Origin of the sequence: Klebsiella sp. RCJ4 (assembly GCF_009025755.1) — a bacterium.
GTDB lineage: Bacteria > Pseudomonadota > Gammaproteobacteria > Enterobacterales > Enterobacteriaceae > Klebsiella > Klebsiella michiganensis.
Map to the genome: position 1 here is coordinate 39,581 of NZ_WCIN01000043.1, position 21,178 is coordinate 60,758.

General features: G+C 56.3%; 21 protein-coding genes and 1 tRNA gene. 11 read left to right on the plus strand and 11 right to left on the minus strand.

Annotation, left to right across the window (positions count from 1 at the left end):
* Nucleotides 1-2 precede the first annotated feature (2 nt).
* From F8562_RS23040 to ygfZ, 6 genes are all read right to left on the minus strand, one after another.
* Nucleotides 3-863 (minus strand): PTS system mannose/fructose/sorbose family transporter subunit IID, encoded by an 861-nt coding sequence (locus tag F8562_RS23040; protein ID WP_014839507.1) that lies wholly within the window; start codon nt 861-863, stop codon nt 3-5.
* The gene (locus F8562_RS23045; RefSeq protein ID WP_004124968.1) at nt 860-1,609 is read right to left on the minus strand and encodes a PTS mannose/fructose/sorbose/N-acetylgalactosamine transporter subunit IIC; all 750 of its coding nucleotides are present in this window, start codon (nt 1,607-1,609) and stop codon (nt 860-862) included. Before F8562_RS23045 ends, F8562_RS23040 begins: the two co-directional genes overlap by 4 nt.
* Before the next feature lie 25 nt (nt 1,610-1,634).
* Complete coding sequence (locus F8562_RS23050; RefSeq protein WP_004854068.1) at nt 1,635-2,120, minus strand: PTS system mannose/fructose/N-acetylgalactosamine-transporter subunit IIB; 486 nt, start codon at nt 2,118-2,120, stop codon at nt 1,635-1,637.
* 12 nt (nt 2,121-2,132) lie between these two features.
* Nucleotides 2,133-2,558 carry a PTS sugar transporter subunit IIA gene (locus F8562_RS23055; protein WP_004854067.1) on the minus strand — a complete coding sequence of 142 codons (426 nt, stop codon included), beginning with the start codon at nt 2,556-2,558 and terminating at the stop codon, nt 2,133-2,135.
* A gap of 120 nt (nt 2,559-2,678) precedes the next feature.
* Nucleotides 2,679-5,477, minus strand: a complete 2,799-nt coding sequence (gene dagR / locus F8562_RS23060) for a transcriptional regulator DagR (protein ID WP_014839506.1) — start codon at nt 5,475-5,477, stop codon at nt 2,679-2,681.
* A 193-nt stretch (nt 5,478-5,670) separates the two neighbouring features.
* Nucleotides 5,671-6,654, minus strand: a complete 984-nt coding sequence (ygfZ, locus tag F8562_RS23065) for a tRNA-modifying protein YgfZ (RefSeq protein WP_014226793.1) — start codon at nt 6,652-6,654, stop codon at nt 5,671-5,673.
* Nucleotides 6,655-6,898: 244 nt separating this feature from the next.
* On the opposite strand from ygfZ, the gene sdhE reads away from it, so the two are divergent.
* Complete coding sequence (gene sdhE / locus F8562_RS23070; RefSeq protein ID WP_004124953.1) at nt 6,899-7,165, plus strand: FAD assembly factor SdhE; 267 nt, start codon at nt 6,899-6,901, stop codon at nt 7,163-7,165.
* Nucleotides 7,146-7,556 (plus strand): protein YgfX, encoded by a 411-nt coding sequence (locus F8562_RS23075; protein ID WP_004854060.1) that lies wholly within the window; start codon nt 7,146-7,148, stop codon nt 7,554-7,556. The genes sdhE and F8562_RS23075 overlap by 20 nt, the downstream gene beginning before the upstream one ends.
* Nucleotides 7,557-7,564: 8 nt before the next feature.
* Here F8562_RS23075 and fldB read toward each other — a convergent pair whose 3' ends face one another.
* A complete protein-coding gene (gene fldB / locus F8562_RS23080) occupies nt 7,565-8,086 on the minus strand; it encodes a flavodoxin FldB (protein WP_014226792.1) in 522 nt (173 codons plus the stop codon).
* 121 nt (nt 8,087-8,207) lie between these two features.
* Between fldB and xerD the strand changes: the two genes are divergently transcribed.
* From xerD to lysS, 5 genes are all read left to right on the plus strand, one after another.
* Nucleotides 8,208-9,104, plus strand: coding sequence for a site-specific tyrosine recombinase XerD (gene xerD / locus F8562_RS23085; protein WP_004105555.1), 897 nt, complete (start codon nt 8,208-8,210; stop codon nt 9,102-9,104).
* Between the two features lie 22 nt (nt 9,105-9,126).
* Nucleotides 9,127-9,840 (plus strand): bifunctional protein-disulfide isomerase/oxidoreductase DsbC, encoded by a 714-nt coding sequence (gene dsbC, locus F8562_RS23090; RefSeq protein WP_004854054.1) that lies wholly within the window; start codon nt 9,127-9,129, stop codon nt 9,838-9,840.
* A gap of 5 nt (nt 9,841-9,845) precedes the next feature.
* Nucleotides 9,846-11,579, plus strand: coding sequence for a single-stranded-DNA-specific exonuclease RecJ (recJ, locus tag F8562_RS23095; RefSeq protein WP_014226791.1), 1,734 nt, complete (start codon nt 9,846-9,848; stop codon nt 11,577-11,579).
* A gap of 85 nt (nt 11,580-11,664) precedes the next feature.
* Nucleotides 11,665-12,763 (plus strand): peptide chain release factor 2 gene (gene prfB, locus F8562_RS23100; RefSeq protein WP_100248296.1). Its coding sequence is split into 2 segments (ribosomal slippage): nt 11,665-11,739 and nt 11,741-12,763, totalling 1,098 coding nucleotides; the frame shifts between segments, so codons are not numbered across the junction.
* 9 nt (nt 12,764-12,772) lie between these two features.
* Nucleotides 12,773-14,290, plus strand: a complete 1,518-nt coding sequence (gene lysS, locus F8562_RS23105) for a lysine--tRNA ligase (RefSeq protein ID WP_004134430.1) — start codon at nt 12,773-12,775, stop codon at nt 14,288-14,290.
* A 40-nt stretch (nt 14,291-14,330) separates the two neighbouring features.
* On the opposite strand, the gene idi is transcribed toward lysS, so the two are convergent.
* Genes idi through F8562_RS23125 form a run of 4 tightly spaced genes read right to left on the minus strand, consistent with a single transcriptional unit; the run spans nt 14,331 to nt 17,747 of the window.
* Nucleotides 14,331-14,879 carry an isopentenyl-diphosphate Delta-isomerase gene (gene idi / locus F8562_RS23110; RefSeq protein WP_014226788.1) on the minus strand — a complete coding sequence of 183 codons (549 nt, stop codon included), beginning with the start codon at nt 14,877-14,879 and terminating at the stop codon, nt 14,331-14,333.
* Between the two features lie 52 nt (nt 14,880-14,931).
* Nucleotides 14,932-15,648, minus strand: a complete 717-nt coding sequence (locus F8562_RS23115) for a DUF554 domain-containing protein (protein ID WP_004105549.1) — start codon at nt 15,646-15,648, stop codon at nt 14,932-14,934.
* Nucleotides 15,649-15,662: 14 nt separating this feature from the next.
* A complete protein-coding gene (locus F8562_RS23120) occupies nt 15,663-16,241 on the minus strand; it encodes a UbiX family flavin prenyltransferase (protein WP_014226787.1) in 579 nt (192 codons plus the stop codon).
* A gap of 12 nt (nt 16,242-16,253) precedes the next feature.
* Entirely contained in the window at nt 16,254-17,747 is a 1,494-nt protein-coding gene (locus F8562_RS23125; protein ID WP_014226786.1) for a UbiD family decarboxylase, read from the minus strand.
* 215 nt (nt 17,748-17,962) lie between these two features.
* Between F8562_RS23125 and F8562_RS23130 the strand changes: the two genes are divergently transcribed.
* The 4 genes from F8562_RS23130 (at nt 17,963) to F8562_RS23145 (ending at nt 21,162) form a co-directional block, all read left to right on the plus strand.
* Nucleotides 17,963-18,859: a LysR family transcriptional regulator gene (locus F8562_RS23130; protein ID WP_032693800.1), complete on the plus strand. Its 897-nt coding sequence runs from the start codon at nt 17,963-17,965 to the stop codon at nt 18,857-18,859.
* A gap of 88 nt (nt 18,860-18,947) precedes the next feature.
* Nucleotides 18,948-19,673, plus strand: a complete 726-nt coding sequence (actS, locus tag F8562_RS23135; RefSeq protein ID WP_004854045.1) for an amidase activator ActS — start codon at nt 18,948-18,950, stop codon at nt 19,671-19,673.
* Nucleotides 19,674-19,753: 80 nt separating this feature from the next.
* A tRNA-Gly gene (locus tag F8562_RS23140) sits at nt 19,754-19,827 on the plus strand.
* A 165-nt stretch (nt 19,828-19,992) separates the two neighbouring features.
* Nucleotides 19,993-21,162 (plus strand): tyrosine-type recombinase/integrase, encoded by a 1,170-nt coding sequence (locus tag F8562_RS23145; RefSeq protein ID WP_014839502.1) that lies wholly within the window; start codon nt 19,993-19,995, stop codon nt 21,160-21,162.
* The last annotated feature ends 16 nt before the right edge of the window (nt 21,163-21,178 follow it).

Below are 21,178 nucleotides of genomic sequence, written 5' to 3' on the forward strand. Positions count from 1 at the left end.
GTTTACAGCACTCCCAGCAGCGAACAGACCACGCTGAGCGCGACAATTGACAGCAGAATGGTGGTGTAGCGCGGCCCTTTCTTCACCAGATAGAAGTAGATGGCAAACACCGCCGCCAGCGGCAACAGGCCGGGCGCGATAGAGTCGAGGATTTGCTGGACCACCACCTCCGAGCCCTTCAGCGCGCTGAGCTTTAAGGGGGTCGTTATTTTGACGTAGCTTGCGGAGAGCGCGCCCATCATTATCAGGCCCAGCACGTTCGCGCCGTAGATAAGCTCCTTAATTCGCCCTCCCTGGAGCAGGCCGATGATTGAGTCGCGTCCCAGCGTGTAGCCTTTGTGCACCATGCCGTAGCTGATCGCCAGCGTAATGGCCGGATAGAGAATTAAGGGCACAATGCCGCCCATCGCGCTGCCGCTGGCGGCGAACGGGATGAAAATCGCAATCAGCAACGGCATGACGGCCGCCCAGATGATGGAGTCCCCCATTCCGGCCAGCGGCCCCATCAGCCCGGTTTTAATCCCGGTGATAGACGCGTCGCTAATCGGTTCACCGCGGGTTTTCTGCTCCTCCATCGCAATCGAGATCCCCTGAATCACCGCGCCAAAGGTCTGCTCAGAGTTGAAGAAGTTCAGATGGCGTTTTAGCGCCTCCACCTGCTCTTCTTTTTGCGGGTAGAGTTTTTTGATAATCGGCGTCATTGAGGCGCAGAAAATCAGGCTTTGTAAACGCTCATAGGAGCTGGAAACTTCCGCACCCAGCCAGTAAATAAACCAGGCTTTGGTGATGTCCGCTTTGGTCAGCGTGCCGTTCTCCCGCGCGCGCTCCACCAGTTCATGCTGCATTACATCGCTGCTCATCATGCTGCTCCTTCATTTTTCGCCAGGCCCTTAATCAGGAAGGCCACGCAGGTACCAAAGATTGCCATCGCCATAATGTCCACCTTCAGGTACAGCACCGCAAAGAATCCGCCGATAAACCACGGCAGCAGGCTCTTCTTACCGATCACCATGATGGTGATGGCAAAGCCCAGCGCTGGCAGAATTCCGCCCATAATTTCAAAGGAGTGGGTCAACCAGTGCGGCATCAGCTTAAGGAAGCTCTCTACCACGTCCTGGCCAAAATAGTTGGCAGCAAACACCACCGGGAAACGCAGCACCAGGCCGAGCAACGCCGGGTAGAGGAACGCGCAGCGCATAATGCCGCCCATGTTGGCCGTTTCCGCGTGTTTATCCGCCATATGCACCCATGCGGCGTTCAGCGTGCGTCTGAGCTGGTCAAGGAAAACGCCGATCACGCCAAACGGGATGGCCAGCGCGATGGCCAGGTTCGGGTCCATCCCGGCTTTTACGGCGATAGGAATCGAGATACAGGCGGCCAGCGCCGGATCTGACGGCACGTTACCCCCGGGCGTTGAGGTCACGCCGAGGTAAACCAGCTGCATACCCGCGCCAATAATCATCGCCGTTTCCATATTGCCCAACAGCAGGCCGACAAAAACGGCGATTACAACAGGTTGTAACAGCATGGCGGAGAAGGTGTAGCCAAGGCGTAAGCGGGCAAACCAGTAATACAACCCCATCAGGCTTGCGAAGACTAAAGTATCCATAATTATTTACCCTGTTATCAGAGGATTAGAATTTTTTCAGGATATCGTCCAGCGACTGCGGCTTATCTTCCGGGATAGTCTGGAAGACCGCCTTAATCCCTCGACTTTTCAGGTCGTGAAGAATGCCAACGTCTTTTTCATCCAACGTGATGTTCTGGAAAACGACCTTGCGGTTCGGCCCGCCGCCTAAGCCGCCAACCTGAATGGCGGAAACATCAAACCCGAGCTGTACGGCTTCCTGAATCGCCGCGAGAGAGGGGAACAGCACCAGCACGCTGCCGTCGCCAAGCTGGTTTTCTTTCCACGATGCGGCAAAGCTCTGATTGCTGTAGCAATCCACTTTGATGTTTGGCGGTGCCGCCATCAGATAGATATTTTTCATAAACGGATCGGCGTCCAGCTCATCACTCACTACCGCAATCCGGTTGGCCTGGGATTGTCCGACCCACTTCGTCACCACTTGTCCATGAATGAGGCGGCTGTCGATGCGACATAACACGATGTTAGCCATGATATTTTTTCCTTATTGTGATTGTTGTAATTGCCGAACGTGGGCGACAACGTCCAGACAGCTGCTGCGCGCGGCTTCCACTAATTCAGCTACGCAGGCGGATAGCGGCCCCTGTTCCCGCTTGTCCAGGGCCTCCAGCAGCAGCGAGGCATTCAGTCCGGAAATCACCGCCACCGGATAATCGGCGCTTAGCCGCGCGGCCACGTTAGAGGTGGTCCCGCCAATAAAATCGGTCAGAATAAGCGAGCCTTCGGGCAGGGTTTTCACGACGGCTTCTACGCGCTGATAAAACTCGCCCAAGGTATCGACGGGCATCAGGGCGATTTCCGTTACGCCTTTAATTTCGCCCGTCACCATGCACAGGCTGTTGCAGAGCTGTTGTCCCCAGCCGCCATGGGTCAGCAGCAGGATCTGGGACAAAGGTTCAGTGGTAATCAAAATGGCCTCCTGGCGCTATTACGTTGATATACGTAATAAGAGCAAAGGCTGTGCCAGAATTTGTGTCACATGGGGGGCGAAGAGGGGCAGGCGTGGCGTAAAGCCACGCCAGTTAAGGGATCAGCGATACAGCAGTTCGTAGATATAAAAATATTCCGCGTCGGATAAACGAATGGCATAAGCCTCTTCGATCGGCTGGAAGGTGGATTTAATGACACTAAACGCGCGGACGTCCAGCGCGGGCTGGCTCTCCAGCGACATCTGTAACGGTTTCCGGTTAATTACGATACGCTCGACCATGCAACAGCAGTGGATCAGGAAGCGCAGTGTCACCTGGCGGCTGGGTTTCAGCGAAAGCGAGGTGGTTAAATGGTTAAACACCCCCTCCATCTCTTTGAGAATGCGCTGGGGATTGAGTACCGAAATATGGTTGATGATGCTTTCCATGGTCAGCGCGCTGATGAAGCGCATCGCGCTGCGCTCCATCTCCAGACGGCGCTCACTGCTTGAGAGGTCCGGCGTGAGCAGGCTGAGCACCAGTTCCGGCCCCTGCTCGGAGAACAGCTCTTCAAGTGAGATAAACGGAATATCCGGCAGCCCCGGCTGGAAGGTGCCGACAATCCCCGCCAGTCGCTCACCGGCCAGCAGCGACTGCTGAACGCGCTCCAGGCTGCGAACCTCGTTGTAATCGAGGATCACCATTCGCGTATCCTGCGACATCAGCTCGCCAAAACTTTCCTCCAGCACTTTTTTGATTTTCTCTGCGGTTCCCATGCCGGTAATGCAGGAGATCACCAGCACCTTACCGCCGTTCTCCTGCTGCGGAGTACAGAGCTGACAGGGGATATTTTTACTCTGCAGTAATTCCGCCAGCTGCGGTAGCTCGCTGGTTTCATAGCTTAAATCCAGACCCAGCTCCAGCAGACTGGTCAGCGTAATATTGGGCATTAACAGGACGTCAATCTGGAATAGCTTGCTGATGGTGCTGCCAAAATGCACCAGCGAGCCGATATCCACCATCAGAATTAGCCGCCGGTAGCGTTGGCTCTGGATCCGCTGGGTTAGCGTTTCCAGCGTGTCATGCACCGACTGCTCAAAGGGCATATCGATGGCGCTGAACAGCTCGCGCTCCAGCACCCGGTTGACGTACTGCGCCTGACTGGTCGCCGTCGTCGCGCCGTGGGCGATTAAAATGACGCCGCAGTCGGGGCTGGCGTCGATCCGCTGGCGATAATGGCGGCACTCTTTCAGGAACAGACATAGCCAGACGACCTCCGTCGCCGGGCACTGAATATGCAGCAGCTCGTTGATTTTCCGGCACAGCAGAGTCGCGTTTTCATACTCGTCTTTGCAGCGGTCGAGGATCAGGCTGGAGGAGTAGAGCTGTGGGATCAGCCCGCGCTGCACGTAGCCAATCAGCGCCAGAAAGTGTTTACGCAGCGGATTCATCAGGTTTTCTGGCAGCGTAAAGCCCAGCACCTGTTCCACACAGCCAATCAGCAGGGTCACGCGTTCTTCAATCCGATCGCCATAGCGCGGCGGATGGGCTACGCTGTCGCGGCTGTAGAGACCATATTCAAAGATAGAACTGAGTTTGTTTTTGAGGATCGCCAGCGTCTCAGCCGGTGGGACGTTGCTGTTGCGCAGGTTGACGTATTCGCGGGTCAGGAAGCTGTAAAACAGATCGCTTTCTTCGATCTCCGCTCCTGTCGCCAGAGAGGTTTTCAATGCGGGCAACGTGCGCGCATCGACGCTTAGCCGATCCTGGCCGTCAAACAAGGTATCGACCAGCAGACGCTGTTCCGGGGTGGCGTTGAACGGCACTTCTACCAGCCGTTTATCCAGCTGGAGCGTGTCGTTATGCTCGGTCATTCCCGCGGCCCACGCCTGGGCGCAAAGAAACTGGATATCGCTTTTGAGCTGGCCGATATTGCCTTCCAGCGGTTTATTCAGCAGCCAGAGCAACAGCGTTTTGTCGATACTGACCGTACGCTCAATTTTGCGGCTCTCGCGCTGGAGAAAACCGACAATAAGTTCCACCTGTTCTTCCACCGAGCGCTGACGGATCCCGGGGAGATCGATACAGACCTGGATGCGCCTCTGGAACGTTCGCAGCAGGACTGAGCTGACCGGTTCGGTGGTGGCGCAAATCAAGCGCACCGTGATGGACCGCGCCGTGGCGCTTGAACCGAGCGGGCGATATTGGCCTTTGTCGAGAATGGAGAAGAGTTTTTCCTGTCCTTCATACGGCAGGCGGTGCACCTCATCAAGCAGCAGATATCCGCCGTCCGCCTGCTCCACCAGACCGGCTTTATTCTCACTGGCGCCGGTAAATGCGCCCTGCCGATGGCCGAACAAATGCGAAGAGAGTAGCTCCGGGTTATGCGCATACTCGGCGCAGTTAAAGTAGACCAGCGGCGGGGGAGAACCCGCCGCATGCTCGCAGGCAAAACGGTGCATCAGCTCGGCAAAGAAAGTTTTACCTACTCCGGAGGGGCCGGTCAGCAATACGTGGAGCCCGTGAGGATAAAGCACCGCTGCGCGGCCTTTTTCCACCGCATCACGGAGGCTGCGATCGTAGCCAATCAGGCCGCTGAAGGGGTCATCCGTTGAGCAACCTTCCTGATGCGGCAGAAGGTCGGCAACCGTGCGCACTTCACATTCGGTATCATTCAGTCTGCGCCCCAGCAGCGTTTCCATTGCCTGGCGGTGCCAAAAGAACACGGGGCGTCCTCTGCTCTTAATCGCCAGGCCGTCGTTCCATAACTGATTGAGGTCTTTGCTGACCGAGTTGCGCGCAAGCCCGAGGTTAAAGCCGATGGCTTCCGCCGTAAATGCCGTTTCCTGTTCCAGATCCGCAAGATTCAGCCCGCGAGTTAACCGCTCCAGCTCTCCCAGTATGACCTCAATCCGTCTCATCTCTTTTACCGCTTAAGAAATAAATGATTGTTCAGAACATACACTATTCTTCTACGCAAGAAAGTGGCCTGGGCCAGAGATGGCGCATTTGCGCAAAGCGCGCGGCCGCGGGTGTTTCGTGGTTTGCGGGTGGGGTAGCCCAGACAGGCGCGGGATTGCCGCCTCCGGGGAGAAGGCGGCAGGGAATATCGCTTTAACTCTCTTCCAGCGAATACGGCAGCGGCTCGATGCTCAGGCTACCGGCATCATCGCGTACGCGAAACACGCTGTCCGGCTCCATATCGTTATTCATCACCACCTGTACCAGCAGGCGACCGTCGTCCAGCTGCACGGCCGCTAAAACGGTGCCGGTTCGGCGCCAGTTTTCACCCATCTTCAGCTCCAGGTCTTCCCCGGCCTCAGGCACGCGGCTGGCTGTTCCCGCCAGATACCACAGGGCGCGCTTGTTGGCGCCGCGGAATTTAGCGCGGGCAACCATCTCCTGGCCGGTATAGCAGCCTTTCTTAAAGCTGATGCCGCCCAGCGCCTGTAGGTTGGTGGCCTGCGGAATAAACTGCGCGCTGTTGGCGCTGTCGATAACCGGCAGCCCGGCTTCAATATTCAGCGCCAGCCACTGCTGGCTGTTGTTGAGCTGCGCTTCACCGCGTAGCGCATCGGTGATGCGGGTGGCGGTTGCCACATCGGTCACCAGCAGGAAACGCTCGGCCGGATGCGCAAACCACAGCACGCTGGTGGCACCTTCGCTGACAACCTGTTTCTCGGCGTTCGGCAGCTCACTAAACAGCGGCGACAGCGCAGCGCGCGCCTGAAACCCGGCAACGCCCAGCAGTACGGATTCATCATCGGCGGCGATGGTCACTTTAGAGAACACCGCGTATTTTTTCAGTTCGGTCAGCTGCGCATCGCGCAGGCTGCGGCGCTCAATCCACGCAAAACCCTCGTTGCGGCGGAAAACGCGCAGATTGCTCCACATCTTGCCCTTGGCGTCACAATGCGCGGCAAGCAGATGCTGCTCGTCGGTCAGGTGGCTGACGTCGGCGGTAATCTGCCCCTGCAGATATTTTTCGCCATCCGGACCGGTAATCGTCGCCAGCGCCCAGTCGTCCAGCGTCATCAGCGTTAACGGCAGACGAGCGGAAGAGGAAGGCTGACGCGGAGGAAAAGGTGTAAAAGCCATAGTCATATCCTGAATAGCTTAACGCAGAGTGTGTGACTAATGGTAAAAGAGCTATGGTGCAATGCAAGCGCTTTTGACAGGCCATTCGTGCCCTCAAAGACGGGGCGCTGAAACCAGCGAAATAATAAATGGCCTGATTATTTTAGGGTTTTCATGGAATAGCGCTCGCGAAACTTGATATTCCAGTGAAGTCAGCGCCGAAAACGGGTTAAACTAAGAGATATTTATAAGCAGGAAGTAAAACATGGACATTAACAATAAAGCCCGCATCCACTGGGCATGCCGTCGAGGTATGCGTGAACTCGATATCTCCATCATGCCGTTTTTCGAGCATGAGTACGACACGCTCAGCGATGGCGATAAAGCGTTATTCATCCGCCTGCTGGAAAACGACGATCCGGATCTGTTCAACTGGTTGATGAATCATGGCGAGCCGGCTGATGCAGAACTGCAGCGGATGGTAAAATTAATTCAGACACGGAATCGGGAACGTGGTCCTGTGGCAATCTGATTTACGCATCTCGTGGCGAGCGCAGTGGTTTTCGCTGCTGATGCACGGCGTGGTGGCGGCGCTTGTGCTGCTGATGCCCTGGCCGCTGAGCTATACCCCGCTGTGGCTGATACTGCTGTCGCTGGTGGTGTTCGACTGCGTGCGCAGCCAGCGGCGGATCCATGCCCGTCAGGGAGAAATCAAGCTGCTGATCGACTCCCGTCTGCGCTGGCAAAAGGCGGAGTGGGATATCATCGGCACCCCGTGGGTGATTAACAGCGGAATGCTGCTGCGCCTGCGGAATACGGAAAACCAACGAACCCAGCATTTGTGGGTCGCGGCGGATAGCATGGACGCGGGAGAATGGCGAGACCTGCGTCGGCTGGTGTTGCTAAAACCGACGCAAGAGTAGGCAAGGACTCAGGAGAACTGCTCAGCCATTTCACCGAGGATTTGCTCGCACCAGTTCTGAATGCGCTCATCGCTCAGGTCGTACTGGTTCGTTTCATCAAGCGCCAGGCCAACGAACAGCTGCCCATCGGCAATGACCGGTTTCGGGCTGGTGAATTCATAGCCTTCAGTAGGCCAGTAGCCGATAAACTTAACCCCTTTGGTCGCCAGCTTATCGTGCAGCATGCCGAGCGCATCAAGGAACCATTCGCCGTAGCCTAGCTGGTCGCCCATGCCGTACAGCGCGACGATTTTACCCTGCAGATCCAGCGTATCGAGCTGCTGCCAGACCGCCTCCCAGTCCTCCTGGATCTCGCCGAAATCCCAGGTTGGAATGCCGAGGATCAGCACATCGTATTGCGTCATCAGGGCAGGGGAATCATCTTTCAGGTTGTGCAGCGTGACCAGTTCAGGGCCGATAATATCGCGGATTTTTTCCGCCGCCATTTCGGTGTAGCAGGTGCTGGAACCGTAAAAAAGACCTATGTTCATCGCGGAAACGTCTCAATTCTTGCTGTGACTTTGCGCTTAGTGTACCAGAAAGGCCGCGCCCGCCTGCAACTCGAATTATTTAGGGTATAATGGCGCCGTTTTAATAAGCAAAGAGGCCAGAGTGGAACAGGATCTCGCACAAATCGAGCAGTTTCTTGATGCCTTATGGCTGGAGCGGAATCTGGCGGAGAACACGCTAAGCGCCTACCGCCGGGACCTGACGATGGTGGTCGAATGGCTGCATCATCGTGGCCTGTCGCTTGCCAGCGTCAGCGGCGAAGATCTCCAGTCGCTGCTGGCGGAGCGGCAAACCGGCGGCTATAAAGCCACCAGCACCGCGCGCCTGCTAAGCGCCGTGCGCCGTTTCTTCCAGCATCTTTACCGGGAGAAAATTCGCCCGGACGATCCCAGCGCGCTGTTGGCCTCGCCAAAGCTGCCGCAGAGGCTGCCGAAGGATCTGAGCGAGGCGCAGGTGGAACGCCTGCTCCAGGCGCCGCTGGTTGAACAACCGCTGGAGCTGCGCGATAAAGCGATGCTGGAAGTGCTGTACGCCACCGGTCTGCGCGTTTCCGAGCTGGTGGGCCTGACCATGAGCGACATTAGCCTGCGACAGGGCGTGCTGCGCGTGATTGGTAAAGGAAATAAAGAACGTCTGGTACCGCTGGGTGAAGAGGCGGTGCTGTGGGTTGAGAATTACCTTGAATACGGGCGCCCCTGGCTGCTGAACGGCGTGGCGTCCGATGTGCTTTTTCCCAGCCAGCGCGCGCAGCAGATGACGCGCCAGACGTTCTGGCATCGAATTAAGCACTATGCCGTACTGGCAGGGATTGACAGCGAAAAGCTCTCCCCGCACGTGTTACGCCATGCGTTCGCGACGCATTTACTTAACCATGGCGCCGACTTACGCGTGGTGCAGATGCTGTTAGGACACAGCGATCTCTCCACGACGCAGATCTACACCCACGTGGCGACCGAGCGTCTGCGACAACTCCATCAACAGCATCACCCGCGTGCGTGAGTGCTGAAAAAAAGGACTGAGTATGAAAAAAGGTTTACTGATGTTCACTCTGCTGGCGACCACCTTATCCGGTGCGGCGCATGCCGATAGCGCGGCGATCAAGCAACTGCTGGCGAAGCTGGGCGTGCAGAGTTCGGACGTGCAACCTTCGCCGATCAAAGGCATCAGCACCGTATTGACGGACAGCGGCGTGATATACGTTACCGATGACGGTAAGCACATTATCCAGGGGCCGATGTACGACGTCAGCGGCGCGCAGCCGGTAAACGTCACCAATACGCTGCTGGCCGGTAAGCTGAACGCGCTGGAAAAAGAGATGATCGTCTATAAAGCGCCGCAGGAAAAACACGTCATCACCGTCTTCACCGATATTACCTGTGGTTATTGCCATAAATTGCATGAGCAGATGAGCGACTATAACGCGCTGGGTATTACCGTGCGCTATCTGGCCTTCCCGCGCCAGGGGCTGCAAAGCGAAGCCGAGCAGAATATGAAGGCTATCTGGTGCGCTAAAGATCGTAACAAAGCGCTGGATGACGCGATGAGCGGTAAGGGCGTGCAGCCGGCCAGCTGCGATGTTGATATCGCTAAACACTACATGCTGGGCGTGCAGCTTGGCGTTAACGGCACGCCGGCGATGGTGCTGAGCGACGGCACGCTGATGCCCGGCTATCGCGATCCTAAAGACCTGAAAGCGCTCCTTGATGAGCATCAAAAACAGACAAGCGGTAACTGATTCGCGTGAAACAACAGATACAACTACGCCGCCGCGAGGCGGCTGACGGCGTCGATTTACCTGCCGATCTCCCACCGCTGCTGCAGCGGCTGTACGCCAGCCGCGGCGTGCGTAGCGCGCAGGAGCTGGAACGCGGCGTGAAAGGCATGCTGCCGTGGTCGCAGCTGACCGGCGTCGAAAAAGCGGTAGAGATGCTCTACGGCGCATTTCAGCAGGGGCTGCATATTGTGGTGGTCGGCGATTTTGACGCCGACGGCGCCACCAGCACCGCGCTGAGCGTTCTGGCCCTGCGGGCGCTGGGCTACGGCAACGTCTCGTACCTGGTACCAAACCGTTTTGAAGATGGCTACGGCCTGAGCCCGGAAGTGGTCGATCAGGCTCACGCCCGCGGCGCGCAGATGATTATGACCGTGGATAACGGTATTTCTTCGCACGCTGGCGTCGATCGCGCCCATGCGCTGGGTATTCCGGTGCTGGTGACCGATCACCACCTGCCGGGGGATTCGCTGCCCGCGGCGGAAGCGATTATTAACCCGAACCTGCGCGACTGTGAGTTTCCGTCGAAATCGCTGGCCGGGGTGGGCGTGGCCTTTTATCTGATGCTGGCGCTGCGCACTTTTCTGCGCGATAAAGGCTGGTTTGAGGAACGCGGCATTGCGCCGCCGAATCTGGCTGACCTCCTCGACCTGGTGGCGCTCGGCACCGTGGCGGACGTCGTACCGCTGGATGCCAACAACCGTATTCTGACCTGGCAGGGGCTGAGCCGCATCCGGGCGGGGAAATGCCGTCCGGGCATTAAGGCGCTGCTGGAGATCGCCAACCGCGACCCGCAAAAGCTGGCGGCAAGCGATCTCGGCTTCGCGCTCGGTCCGCGGCTTAACGCGGCTGGGCGGCTGGACGATATGTCCGTCGGCGTGGCGCTGCTGCTGTGCGACAACACCGGCGAAGCGCGGGTGCTGGCCAATGAGCTGGACGCGTTGAACCAGACGCGCAAAGAGATAGAGCAGGGGATGCAGGCGGAAGCCCTGACCCTGTGTGAGAAGCTGGAGCGCAGCGGTGAGACGCTGCCCGGCGGCCTGGCGATGTACCATCCGCAGTGGCACCAGGGCGTCGTTGGCATTCTGGCCTCGCGTATCAAAGAGCGTTTCCATCGTCCGGTTATCGCCTTTGCGCCCACCGGCGACGGTACGCTCAAAGGCTCCGGTCGGTCGATTCAGGGGCTGCATATGCGCGATGCGCTGGAGCGTCTGGATACGCTCTATCCCGGGCTGATTCTGAAGTTTGGCGGCCATGCCATGGCGGCGGGGCTATCGCTGGAAGAGGCGCGCTTTGAAGAGTTCCAGCAGCGCTTCGGCGAGCTGGTGACCGAGTGGCTCGATCCTGCGCTGCTGCAGGGGGAAGTGGTCTCCGACGGTCCGCTGGCGGCGGCAGAGATGAGCATGGAGGTCGCGCAGATGCTGCGCGACGCCGGACCGTGGGGGCAGATGTTCCCGGAGCCGCTGTTTGACGGCCGTTTCCGTCTGCTACAGCAGCGCCTGGTCGGCGAGCGTCATCTGAAGGTGATGGTTGAGCCGGTCGGCGGCGGCCCGCTGCTGGACGGTATCGCGTTCAATGTTGATACTTCCCTTTGGCCGGATAACGGCGTTCGCGAAGTTCAGCTTGCCTATAAGCTTGATATCAATGAGTTCCGCGGCAACCGCAGCCTGCAGCTGATCATTGACCACCTCTGGCCAAATTGAGAACAGTATATTAATGAGGGCGCGAATCCGGTAGAATTCCGCTCTTATCACCGCATTTTGACGAATCCATTAAAAGAAACCGACCATGTTTGAAATAAATCCGGTAAAAAACCGTATTCAGGACCTCACGGAGCGCTCGGACGTTCTTAGGGGGTATCTTTGACTACGATGCTAAGAAAGAGCGTCTCGAAGAAGTAAACGCCGAGCTGGAGCAGCCTGACGTCTGGAACGAACCAGAGCGCGCGCAGGCGCTGGGTAAAGAGCGTTCCTCGCTGGAAGCCATCGTTGATACGCTGGATCAGATGTCTCAGGGGCTGGAGGACGTTTCCGGCCTGCTGGAGCTGGCCGTTGAAGCCGAAGACGAAGAGACCTTCAACGAAGCCGTCGCCGAGCTCGATGTGCTGGAAGAGAAGCTGGCGCAGCTGGAATTCCGCCGGATGTTCTCCGGTGAATACGACAGCGCCGATTGCTACCTCGATATCCAGGCCGGTTCCGGCGGAACGGAAGCGCAGGACTGGGCCAGCATGCTGATGCGCATGTATCTGCGCTGGGCCGAAGCGCGCGGCTTCAAGACCGAGATCATCGAAGAGTCTGAAGGCGAAGTGGCGGGCATTAAGTCCGTGACCATCAAGATTATCGGCGACTACGCCTACGGCTGGCTGCGTACCGAAACCGGCGTTCATCGCCTGGTGCGTAAGAGCCCGTTCGATTCCGGCGGCCGCCGCCACACCTCTTTCAGCTCCGCGTTCGTTTATCCGGAAGTGGATGACGATATTGATATCGACATCAACCCGGCGGATCTGCGCATTGACGTTTATCGCGCATCCGGCGCGGGCGGTCAGCACGTTAACCGTACGGAATCCGCGGTGCGTATTACCCACATTCCGACCGGCTTAGTGACCCAGTGCCAGAACGACCGTTCACAGCACAAGAACAAAGACCAGGCCATGAAGCAGATGAAAGCGAAGCTTTATGAGCTGGAAATGCAGAAGAAAAATGCCGAGAAGCAGGCGATGGAAGATACCAAATCCGACATCGGCTGGGGCAGCCAGATCCGTTCTTACGTGCTGGATGACTCCCGCATTAAAGATCTGCGCACCGGGGTGGAAACCCGCAACACTCAGGCGGTGCTGGACGGCAGCCTGGATCAATTTATCGAAGCAAGTTTGAAAGCAGGGTTATGAGGAACCAACATGTCTGAACAACAAGCACAGGGCGCTGACGCGGCAATTGACCTTAATAATGAACTGAAAGCCCGTCGTGAGAAGCTGGCCGCGCTGCGTGAGCAGGGTATCCCGTTCCCGAATGATTTCCGTCGTGACCATACCTCTGACCAACTGCACGCTGACTTCGATGGCAAAGAAAACGAAGAGCTGGAAGCGCTGAACGTTGAAGTCGCCGTCGCTGGCCGCATGATGACCCGTCGTATCATGGGTAAAGCCTCCTTCGTTACGCTGCAGGACGTTGGCGGCCGCATTCAGCTGTACGTCGCCCGCGACGATCTGGCGGAAGGCGTCTACAACGAGCAGTTCAAAAAATGGGACCTCGGCGATATCATCGCGGCGCGCGGTAAGCTGTTCAAAACCAAGACCGGTGAACTCTCCATCCATTGCACCGAGCTGCGCCTGCTGACCAAAGCCCTGCGCCCGCTGCCGGACAAATTCCACGGCCTGCAGGATCAGGAAGCGCGCTATCGTCAGCGCTACCTGGATCTGATCTCCAACGATGAATCGCGCAACACCTTTAAAGTGCGTTCGCAGATCCTGGCGGGCATTCGCCAGTTCATGGTCGGCCGCGGCTTTATGGAAGTTGAAACCCCGATGATGCAGGTGATCCCCGGCGGCGCGTCCGCGCGTCCGTTCATCACCCATCACAACGCGCTGGATCTGGACATGTACCTGCGTATCGCGCCGGAACTGTACCTGAAGCGTCTGGTGGTTGGCGGCTTTGAGCGCGTGTTCGAAATCAACCGTAACTTCCGTAACGAAGGTATCTCCGTTCGCCACAACCCAGAGTTCACCATGATGGAACTCTATATGGCGTATGCGGATTACAAAGATCTGATCGAACTGACCGAATCCCTGTTCCGCACTCTGGCGCAGGACGTTCTGGGCCATACTGAAGTGCCTTACGGCGATCAGACTTTTGATTTCGGCAAGCCGTTTGAAAAGCTGACCATGCGCGAAGCGATCAAGAAGTATCGTCCGGAAACCGAGATGGCCGATCTGGATAACTTCGATTCTGCAAAAGCCATTGCGGAAAGCATCGGTATCCACGTTGAGAAGAGCTGGGGTCTGGGCCGCATCGTGACCGAGATCTTCGAAGAAGTGGCGGAAGCGCACCTGATTCAGCCGACCTTCATTACCGAATATCCGGCAGAAGTCTCTCCGCTGGCGCGTCGTAACGACGAGAACCCGGAAATCACCGACCGCTTTGAATTCTTCATCGGCGGGCGTGAAATCGGTAACGGCTTTAGCGAGCTGAACGATGCGGAAGACCAGGCGCAGCGTTTCCTCGATCAGGTTAACGCGAAAGCCGCCGGTGACGACGAAGCGATGTTCTATGACGAAGACTACGTTACCGCGCTGGAGCACGGCCTGCCGCCGACCGCGGGCCTGGGTATCGGTATCGACCGTATGGTGATGCTGTTTACCAACAGCCACACCATCCGCGACGTGATCCTGTTCCCGGCGATGCGTCCGGTAAAATAAGCATTACGCGAATAAAAAAACCCAGCAGAGCTGGGTTTTTTTATGCCTGATTGCTAAAGCTGATTAATGCGTTACGCGCATTATCGTCCGCCGCCTGCAGCACCATCCACGGACTAAAAGCCCAGGGCGTCGCGCGAATCCCGCTTAACACATCCGCAAGATTGCTCCACTGAAAATCCATCACTTCGTCAGCATTTATCCGTAACGCGCTGGCGACTCGTGCCGCATAGACCGGGCAGACCTCGTTTTCGACAATGCCATTCGGCGCGACGGCCCGGTAACGGAACCCCGGAAAGACCGGGACGATGCGGGTTATCTCGACGCCGAGCTCAAAGCGGCAGCGGCGCTCAACGGCCTGTTCAAAGGTTTCGCCGGTTTGCGGATGCCCGCAGACTGAGTTCGTCCATACGCCTGGCCAGGCTTTTTTGCCCAGCGAGCGGCGCGTGACCAGCAGCTGGCCTTGTTCATTGAACAGCCAGCTGGAAAACGCGAGATGCAGAGGGGTGTTGAGGGTGTGGGCGACATACTTCTCCAGCATACCTGTAGGCTTATCTTGCTCGTCCAGCAAAATGACATGTTCCCCGGCCATGACAACTCCTGAAATAGAAAATGACCCGGCACAAACCCGCCGGGTCATGTACTCAGGCCACTAGGGTAGCCCATAAATGGGACAAAGGCATTACCAAAACAAGCCCTGGCAACATGTTGGCTACCGGAAAGAGCTTAATGTTACAGATACGCAACCCGGTCGCCACCATCAGCAGCCCGCCGGCGCAGGAGAAATCCGCCATCATATCAGGCGAGATCGACGGCAGAATAACCACCGCCAGCATCGCCAGCGCCACCTGAATAATGACCTGCGGGATAGCAATGGTCATCACCGCGTAGCCCAGCAGCGTCGCGAAAATCCCGGCGGTAAATAGATCGAGAATCGTTTTGATATACAGAATTGACGGATCGCCGCTCATGCCTTCGGTCATCGCGCCGAAAATACCGGTGCCGCTGGCGCAAAACAGAACCAGGATGGCGACAAATTTCTCGGTAAACTCTTCATGGCCGAGGCCATTGACCGGCGGCAGCACCTTGTTGATCAAACCGCGGGTGGAACCTGCGGCTTTACCGATGCCCTTTTCCAGATGCAGCAATTCGCCGAGGATGGCGCCAATCACCATTGCCAGCACGACGGCGGGCATATATTTCACTTTGAGCACCAGCGTAATACCAAGACCAACGGAGCACAGGCCGAAGGTCATCGGCAGCGCCGTTTTGACGCGCTCGGGGAGCTTGCCGCCCGCCGCAGCGCCGATGAGTCCGCCGATAATCACGGCGGCTCCGTTTACATATGGGCCGATTAACATTGAATAATTTCCGGTTAATTAAAACGTAGCTCGCCTTCACCCCAGCGGGGGATGTTGTTGACCTGCAGGTCAAACAGATCGAGCGCGCGATTGACGCTATGGGTAACGATGTCGTCCGCCGTTTGCGGACGCTGGTAAAGTGCCGGGACCGGCGGAAAGATAATTCCGCCCATTTCGGTTACGGCGGCCATATTGCGGATATGGCCAAGGTTCAGCGGTGTTTCCCGGGCCAGCAGCACCAGGCGGCGACGCTCTTTCAGCACCACGTCCGCAGCGCGGGTGAGCAGGTTGTCGGTCAGGCAGTGGGCGATGGCGCCTAAAGAACGCATTGAACACGGCGCGATCAACATTCCCAGCGTTTTAAACGAACCGCTGGAGATAGCCGCCCCAAGATTCGCGATGGGATGCACCACGTCGGCCAGCGCCATCACCTCGTCCAGGCGGTGATCCGTCTCCAGCTCGCAGGTTTTTTCCGCGCCTTTAGAGACGACCAGGTGGACTTCAACGGGATGCGGGCGCAGTAGCTCCAGCGCCTTAACGCCGTACTGAAACCCGGATGCGCCGCTGATACCAATGATGATGCGTGCCGTCATGAGGTTCTCCTTTTATTCGAAATCCGGCAGGAAGCGCTTCACGTCCACTTCTTTAAATCTGGAGCGCTGGAAGGTGTGCTTCAGATGGAACGGCACCGTGCAGTCGAATATCGTTTTGCAGGACATTCCCTGCTGCAGGATGCTCGGGCTGTATTCCGGTACCTGCGACGGATCGAGCGGATGGCAGCGAACGCCGGGAATAACGATCGTATCGACATCGCCCTGGTAGCGGGTTTGCATGGCCCAAAGCACGTCGTCGCTGTCGAAAATATCGACGTCTTCATCAACCAGAATGACGTGCTTCAGTTCCGGGAAGGCTGAGAACGCCAGCAGAGCAGCCTGACGCTGGCGCCCTTCGTCCGCCGGGGAGGATTTTTTAAACTGCAGCACCGCCAGCAGTTTGCCGCCTCCCGCGGAATGGGCGAAGACGTTCAGCAACTTGCCGGGCATCGCGCGCTCGACCATATCCAGAATGCTGGCTTCGGTCGGGATACCGGCCATATTGACGTGTTCTTCGCCTGGCCCTACGGTGGTGCGCCAGATAGGATTGATACGGTGAGTGACGGCTTTCACTTTGATGACCGGGATCGCCTCTTTAGCTTCGCCGGTGTAGCCCGGAAACTCAGGCATCGCGCGGCCGGTATGGGTGTTCTGATCTTCTCGTACGCGCGCGTTGGGCCGCAGTTCGCCTTCAATCACGATCTCAGCGTGGGCGATCGCTTTCTCGTTAATAGTTTTACACTGCGTCATCTCCACCGCTTTGCCGCGCAGCGCGCCGGCGATGCTTAACTCATTGAAGCCCAGCGGGGTGGTCGGCGGCTCAAAACAGGCGGCAATTTCAATGGCCGGATCGACGCCGATGCTGATTGAAATCGGCAGCGGCTGGCCTGCCGCTTCCGCCTTCATGCGAAAAGCATCGATATGGCGGCCGGGCGTTAGCCACATGGAGAGTTCGTCGCGGCTCTGGACGCACAGGCGATGAATGGTGATATCGGACTCATGGGTTTCTGGATCGGAGGCGTAGCACAGGCCCATCGTAATATAGGGGCCGGCGTCTTCTTCAGTATTCGTCGGCGCCGGCAGCAGCTTGCGCAGATCGAAATCGGCATCGCTCGCCAGGTGGACCACTTGCTGGCAGACCGCTGCGCCCTGAGCCATCACCGGCGCTATCGCATTCTCCACCGAATCCTTCAGCAGATGCCCCAGTTTAGCCGGTTCACACTGGAGGAAATGGCTGACGCGCTGGCGGGAGCCATTCAGGCCAATCGCTACGCTGATATCTTTAAAGCCTTTGATTTTGTTAAAGACCATGACCGGGCCATTTTTGCGGGTCGGACGCTGGCAGGTCCCGCCGGCGCCTACGTAACGATAGACGCCGGAGAGTTCAGCATGCGGGTCGACTTCGGTATCGGTTTCAACATACTCGCCGGGAAGCGTTTTCAGCAGTTCCAGCGCGGAGCGTAAATCATGTACCGATGAGGGGGTTTTGTTATCACTATTTGCCATGGGATGTTCCTTCGGAAAAGAAGTTTTGCTCCCGGCACAATATTTTCCCTGGCGTGCATAAACAAATACCGTTTACCGGATGGTCAGTAGATCAAAAAAGTTTATTTTAACAAGGTGTTAAATAATGATTAATTAATATGAGGAGCAACGCTGCGGCTTTTTATTTCTCCGACTAAGTGTGATACTGGTGATAAATTACACTGCGGATAATGATGATGGATTTAAAGCGCTTACGCTATTTTTGTCGGGTGGTGGAACAAGGTTCAGTGAGCCAGGCGGCGAAGTCGCTGAACATGGCGCAGCCGCCGCTCAGCAAGCGAATTCAGGAGCTGGAAGAGGAGCTTCAGGTATCGCTTTTTGTTCGCCGGGGAAACCGCATTGAGCCTACGGAAGCCGGTTTTTTTCTCTATCGAAAAGCGTGTGAAATATTACGCCAGGTAGAGGATACGGCGCGGGAAACGACGGATATTGCGCACAAAAACAGAACTGAATTGAGAATCGGCTTAACTCATCTCTATCAGAATTATTTTAAAGCGTTGCTGATGGAGGTATATCGACGTCATCCGGATACCTCAATAAATATTTCCGTTACTGACTCCAGCCATCTCGAAACGTTATTAACCGAGGGCGCAATTGATTTCGCCTTAATCCAGCGCCCCTACCGTAGCGAAGGCTTTGATTATGTCTCTTTTGACCCGATTAAGCTGGTCGCGGTGATCAATAAAAGATGCCTGCCGGGGCCGCCGTCTAATCCGTATAGCTACACATCGCTGGCGGCGCTGCCGCTGGTGCTGCTCCATAGAGCAAAGGATTCAGGGACTTATGAGATGCTTATGGAGCTGTTTCGTAAGTCCGGAATCAACGCGAAGGTGATTATGCATATTACGCAGCCGGGCGTGATCCTCGACTGGCTGGAGTCAGGACTGCAGGCGGCGACGCTGCTACCTTCTTCTGAAGTGGAAGCCGATAAACTTAGCCAGTGTTACGTAGTCGATGTTTTCCCCTCGCCGCAAATATTCTACCCGGCGCTGGTCAAATTGCCGTCTATGCCTTATCTGCCCGCGTTGATGGATATTATTACGCATGGCTATCCGTTTAATACTTCTGTATGACGGGTAGCGATTGGGGAATGCCCTGGGGACTGGTATGATAATCGCCCTGGTTTTGAGGTGAATGTTAGTGTTAAGCGCAGGACGCCTGATGAGAAAACGCTTTGTTATTGCAATAATGTTGCTGAGCAGCCTGATCGTCGCGGGGTGTTCCAGCTCATCCGATTCCGGTTCAACCTACACCGTGAAGCGCGGCGATACGCTGTACGCTATCTCACGTTCCACTGGCACCAGCGTCAGGGATCTCGCCCGTCTCAATAATATTTCACCTCCTTATACCATCGAAGTCGGGCAAAAGCTGAAGCTAAACAGCGGTTCCGGGACCACGGCGAAGGCGGGGGCATCCGGCAAGAAATCGTCGACGAAACGTACCGCCGCCGTGACGCCATCTTCGGCGGTGCCGCAATCCTCCTGGCCGCCGGTCGGGCAACGCTGCTGGCGCTGGCCAACCAGCGGTAAAGTAGTGCTGCCATACTCCACCAGCGATGGCGGCAATAAAGGTATCGATATCGCCGGTAAGCGCGGCCAGCCGGTGTATGCGGCAGGGGCGGGCAAAGTGGTCTACGTGGGCAACCAGCTGCGCGGCTACGGCAACCTGATTATGATTAAGCATAATGAGGACTATATCAGCGCCTACGCGCACAACGACAAGCTAATGGTGAATAACGGCCAGAGCGTGAAGATTGGCCAGCAGATTGCCACCATGGGCAGCTCGGATGCGGACTCCGTGCGCCTGCACTTCCAGATTCGCTACCGGGCGACGGCGATCGACCCGCTGCGCTATTTGCCGCCGCAGGGCAGTAAGCCTAAGTGCTAAAAGGTTATTTTATCGACAGTTAGCCTGTTATGGGCTTGTCAGCGGGTGCGTAAGGTCTATAATGGCCCTCGCACCTCTTCGCGGGCGTAGTTCAATGGTAGAACGAGAGCTTCCCAAGCTCTATACGAGGGTTCGATTCCCTTCGCCCGCTCCAAACTCAAGTTTCCTGAAGTCTACCAAACTCAATTTTCCCTTGATAAATCAGCAGTTATAGCATTCTATTAGTCTATTGAACTCAATTGTACTCCCCCAGGGTCAAGCTCAATGTGGGGGTATGGATGGGGGTATAATTGTACCCCCTGCTGAGAGGTACCCCCCAATGAAGCTGACTGCTCGTCAGGTTGAAACTGCGAAACCCAAAGAGAAGCCCTACAAACTCGCTGATGGTGGAGGTCTTTACCTGCTGGTTAATCCCAACGGCAAAAGATACTGGCGTCTCAAATACCGTTCACTAGGTAAAGAGAAGCTGCTCGCTATTGGCGTTTACCCCGATGTTTCTTTAGCTGAAGCCAGAAGCAAGCGAGAGGATGCTAAAAGGACATTAGCGGCTGGCAACGATCCTTCTCTTGAACGGAAAATTGAGAAACTTAGTCGTCAACAAGACGCTGAAAACTCGTTTGAGGCTCTCACGCGGGAGTGGTATCAGCGTCGCTATGACCGCTGGTCTGTGTCCTATCGTGAAGAGATGATGAGAACCTTTGAGAAAGATGTATTTCCTTATATCGGTCACCGGCCAATCAAAGATATCAAGCCGATGGAGTTGCTTGCAGTTCTTTCAAAGATAGAAGCACGAGGGGCAACAGAGAAAGTCCGCAAGGTTCGTCAGCGTTGTGGAGAGGTCTGGAAGTATGCCGTTGTGACTGGGAGGGCTGAGTACAATCCAGCTCCTGATCTAGCCAGCGCCGTGACTCCTCATGAGAAAGAGCATTATGCATTTTTAACCCAGGATGAATTGCCTGAGTTTCTTCAAACTCTGAACACCTATGCCGGTAGTGTGCTTGTTAAGATTGCGATGCAATTGCTTATTTTAACGGGAGTAAGGCCTGGGGAGTTGAGGCAAGCGGAGTGGCAGGAGTTTGATTTTGAGAAAAAGGTTTGGAATGTACCAGCGGAACGCATGAAAATGCGCCGCCCTCATCTGGTCCCATTATCAAGCCAGGCAATTGACCTGCTTAATCAGCTTAAGCCCATGACGGGAGCAGGAGCGTTGTTGTTCCCTGGACGTAATGATCCTAAGAAACCGATGAGTGATATGGCATTGACTGTGTTGGTCAGGCGTATCGGCTATGCCGGGCGCGTTACAGGGCATGGATTCCGCCACACGATGAGTACCATTTTGCATGAGCAGGGATTTGATTCGGCCTGGATCGAGCTACAGCTGGCTCATGTTGATAAGAACTCAATTCGTGGAACGTATAACCACGCTCAATACCTGGAAGGGAGAAGGGAAATGATGCAGTGGTATAGTGATTATTTAAAACTGTTATGAATAATATTTCATACTA